Source organism: Clostridium sp. LS, assembly GCF_002760435.1.
Classification (GTDB): Bacteria; Bacillota; Clostridia; order Clostridiales; family Clostridiaceae; genus Clostridium.
On record NZ_AUUU01000160.1, the window covers coordinates 1 to 3,303 of the forward strand.

5 protein-coding genes are annotated in these 3,303 nt (G+C 28.3%); 3 read left to right on the top strand and 2 right to left on the bottom strand.

The window, feature by feature from the left end; all coding sequences use genetic code 11:
- Positions 1–49: 49 nt before the first annotated feature.
- The 3 genes from COL3_RS24845 (at position 50) to COL3_RS24855 (ending at position 2,117) form a co-directional block, all read left to right on the top strand.
- A complete protein-coding gene (locus tag COL3_RS24845) occupies positions 50–1,387 on the top strand; it encodes an ATP-binding protein (protein WP_008419145.1) in 1,338 nt (445 codons plus the stop codon).
- A gap of 168 nt (positions 1,388–1,555) precedes the next feature.
- Positions 1,556–1,711, top strand: coding sequence for a hypothetical protein (locus COL3_RS24850; protein ID WP_192935961.1), 156 nt, complete (start codon positions 1,556–1,558; stop codon positions 1,709–1,711).
- A gap of 13 nt (positions 1,712–1,724) precedes the next feature.
- A complete protein-coding gene (locus tag COL3_RS24855) occupies positions 1,725–2,117 on the top strand; it encodes a hypothetical protein (RefSeq protein WP_008419143.1) in 393 nt (130 codons plus the stop codon).
- A gap of 120 nt (positions 2,118–2,237) precedes the next feature.
- On the opposite strand, the gene COL3_RS24860 is transcribed toward COL3_RS24855, so the two are convergent.
- Complete coding sequence (locus COL3_RS24860) at positions 2,238–2,438, bottom strand: YvrJ family protein (RefSeq protein WP_008419140.1); 201 nt, start codon at positions 2,436–2,438, stop codon at positions 2,238–2,240.
- Positions 2,439–2,525: 87 nt separating this feature from the next.
- Positions 2,526–3,053, bottom strand: a complete 528-nt coding sequence (locus COL3_RS24865) for a hypothetical protein (protein WP_008419138.1) — start codon at positions 3,051–3,053, stop codon at positions 2,526–2,528.
- Positions 3,054–3,303: the final 250 nt, after the last annotated feature.

The following is a 3,303-nucleotide window of genomic DNA, read 5'->3' on the forward strand; positions in this document are numbered from 1 at the left end:
CTTTGGATTATTTATACTTATGTTATAAAAAATAAGGGGTGGTATACAAATGAAGTACTTATTAAATGAAAATGGAATTCTAAAAGAATGGGATAACTTTATATCAATTATTAATGAAAATGCTATAGCAAGAAGCATTACGTTGGAATCATGGAAGAGGTGTAATGATTTAGGATTAGAGCGTGATAAAATTAAATTTAAGTTCTTGAGTGATAAAGATCTTAAACAAAAGGTACAAGAAAATTCGTATTTAATTGAAGCTTCGAAGTTGTATATGGATTCTTTGTCTACCAGCTTAATTAACATACCACATATAGTTGCTTTAGCAGATAATGAAGGATGGATAATTGATTTGAGAGGAACACCAGAAGAATTTGGAGGAAAGCAGGCAGTCATTTGTCTTGGAGCAAGTTGGTCAGAAGAAAATATAGGAAATAATGGAGTGGGAACAGCTATCTCCATAGGAGAACCAATCCTTGTTTATGGAAGAGAACATTATGCAACTGCTTATGGTGGTTGCGCATGTATAGGTGCACCTATTATATGTAACGGTAACATTATAGGAGCGATGGATATAAGTGTACCGGTTAAGTATGCCAATTTAGCCAGATTGCACATACTTATTGCATGCGTAAATTCAATTGAATCTACAATTATGCATATTAATAGTAATAACTCTGAACTAGTTTCAATTAACATGAATCCATTGATAACAAGTGAGTTAATTGCAACAACTATCCATGATCTAAAAAATCCATTGGCTGTAATTAGAGGATTAGGACAGTTGGGAAAGTTGAATTCAGATAAATCTAAAGTTGATAATTACCTTAATAGGATAATTAAACAAGTTGATGAAATGAATGATATGGTTATTGAACTCTTAAGCATATTTAAACCGGAGAAACTTATAGCACAAAAAGTAGCCTCTACATTAGAAGAAATCTTATTCTCGTTTGAGCCCATTTGCGAGTCAAAAAAAATCAAGTTATGTTTACATAAAAATGAAGATAATTATGTAAATATATCTGAAAAACTTTTAAAGAGAGCAATCGAAAATATTATCAATAATGCGGTTCAAATAATGGATGAAGGTGGAACAATTGAAATTTTAACAGAACAAGATGGGGATTTTATAATAATATCAATTAGAGATACTGCAGGAGGTATACCAGAAGAATTAAGTGAAACTTTATTTGAACCATTTACTTTTAGAAGAAGTGGTGGGACAGGATTGGGCTTGTTTATGGCATATCATACAATTGTAAATGTTCATAAAGGTCAGATATGGTTTGAAACAGAATTAAAGAGGGGGACCACATTTTTTATAAAATTACCGATAGCAAAAGACTTTGAAAGTTCACGAATAGAAGAATATAGATTGGTTTGATTTGTTTTAATTAAATAATACCATCTTATAAAAATTTATAAAATTAGAGATAAAAGAATAAAATACTAATTTTATGACAACAAATGATAAAAAAACGAGCAATATTAATTTTAATACTACTTTAATGGCTAAAACTAGATCAAACTTGGATTAATAATTTTAATAATAATGGGAATACATAGAGGAATAGGAGCATTCAAAAGTTTTACAAAAAGGAATGAACAAATGAATGAAAAATTTGATACCATTTTAGAAGAACTAGAAAGAACAAGAAGTGAATTTGAGGTGGCTTCTAAAAAATGTTTCTTGAGATTATACTATTAGGAAGTGAATACATATGAAGTTAAAAAGGCCAGTATTAGTAACATTCATTGCATATTTAAATTTGCTAGGTGCATTTTTTATAATAATATCATTTTTTCCAATACAAAAACTTATTGAACAATTCGGTATTCTCATTATTCCGATATCGGATTTATTAGATGGTGCAATTAGAATATCAAGTGCTTTAGTAATGTTAATAATATCATACGGATATTTTAGACTTAAAAAATGGGGTTATGGTTTAATGATAACTTATAATTTATTCTTTTTAGTGTTATCTATGATTTTTATAGCATTAAAAATTAAGAATTCGTATAATACACAAGGAATCATACAATCACTTGTTGGACTAATAATTACATTTCCATCTAAACGATACTTTATTAAAGAAAATGAAGATTTGTAATATTAATAAGTCGTGTATCATTTTATAGTCTAAATTAAAATTAAACTACTAAGTTTTGTTTTAATAGTATAAGCAAAGTTTAAAGGCAATAAACACTTCAAAATGTCTATCGCCTTTTAGTCATGCCACTTTATGAGAATCATGAGTAGAACCCTCTGTATCAATGGCTACTCCAAGTTTAGCTGATATTATGGTATTTAACTTATTAATTGAATTAGATAAGCTAACAATTTGTTTCTCTAAGCGAATTAGCAAATAGGCAGACACCGCCACTGGAAAACCATTGTTTACTATAAGATTAATTAAATCTGTTACTTCCATAATCACATCACCTCCTACAAAGGATATATGAAATAAAATATATTAGTTCATGTTAGAGAACAAATAATTATCTGAAATTAAAATAAATTACTGAGTGCCATCTTCATTTACAATATGGTTATGATAATAATTTATAGCAATATCAACTATGGTACTGACACATACATTGATATCTGGATGTATGCTCTTTAATTCATTTATTTTTCTTATAGTAGAACTTCTAAGTGTGTAGCTTCTTTTAATATTTGGAATCTCACCATCAATGGCAGGAGTGGCACCATTAGGAAGAGGAGTTCTTCTATTATCAAACAGTTCTTTAGTAGAGCTTAAAGTATTTGTTATTTCTATGGAGTTAGTTATATTATTTTTAAAATTGCTGTTAATAGTTGAAGCTGTATTAGTTTGAGTATTGTTTTTAGGATCTTCTTGAATAGAATTATTATTAGATTTACTATCAGAACTAGTTTGAATAATATTAATATTAGAATCATCATCAAAAGAGAAGGAAGATATGCAGTCACCAACTATAGGAGCGTCGCTAGTAAAACCATATACTTCACCTTCATCATATTCAAAATCATTTTTAGGAACGTTTGATGTTTTTCTTCTAGCCATAAATTAAATACCCTCCTTAGCAGTATTTTTATGTATCCTCATAAAAGATATATGGTTATTTATTAGAGATTCTAAAATTCTAAATAATTTTAGAATATAGATTTTTTAGAATTTTAGAATGTAAGATTTTAAGAATATATATTCTTCAGAATTTAAGAATATAAAAGGAAATCCGACTCACATGCGTTCGCTGGATAAGTGATTCACACCAAATCATAGATTTGGGTTCTCTACTTAAGAATTTGCTTAT

Excerpts from the sequence above, each read along its gene's own strand:
- COL3_RS24845 (WP_008419145.1), top strand. The coding sequence starts at position 50 with ATGAAGTACTTATTAAATGAAAATGGAATTCTAAAAGAATGGGATAAC.
- COL3_RS24850 (WP_192935961.1), top strand. The coding sequence starts at position 1,556 with ATGGGAATACATAGAGGAATAGGAGCATTCAAAAGTTTTACAAAAAGG.
- COL3_RS24855 (WP_008419143.1), top strand. The coding sequence starts at position 1,725 with ATGAAGTTAAAAAGGCCAGTATTAGTAACATTCATTGCATATTTAAAT.
- COL3_RS24860 (WP_008419140.1), bottom strand. The coding sequence starts at position 2,438 with ATGGAAGTAACAGATTTAATTAATCTTATAGTAAACAATGGTTTTCCA.
- COL3_RS24865 (WP_008419138.1), bottom strand. The coding sequence starts at position 3,053 with ATGGCTAGAAGAAAAACATCAAACGTTCCTAAAAATGATTTTGAATAT.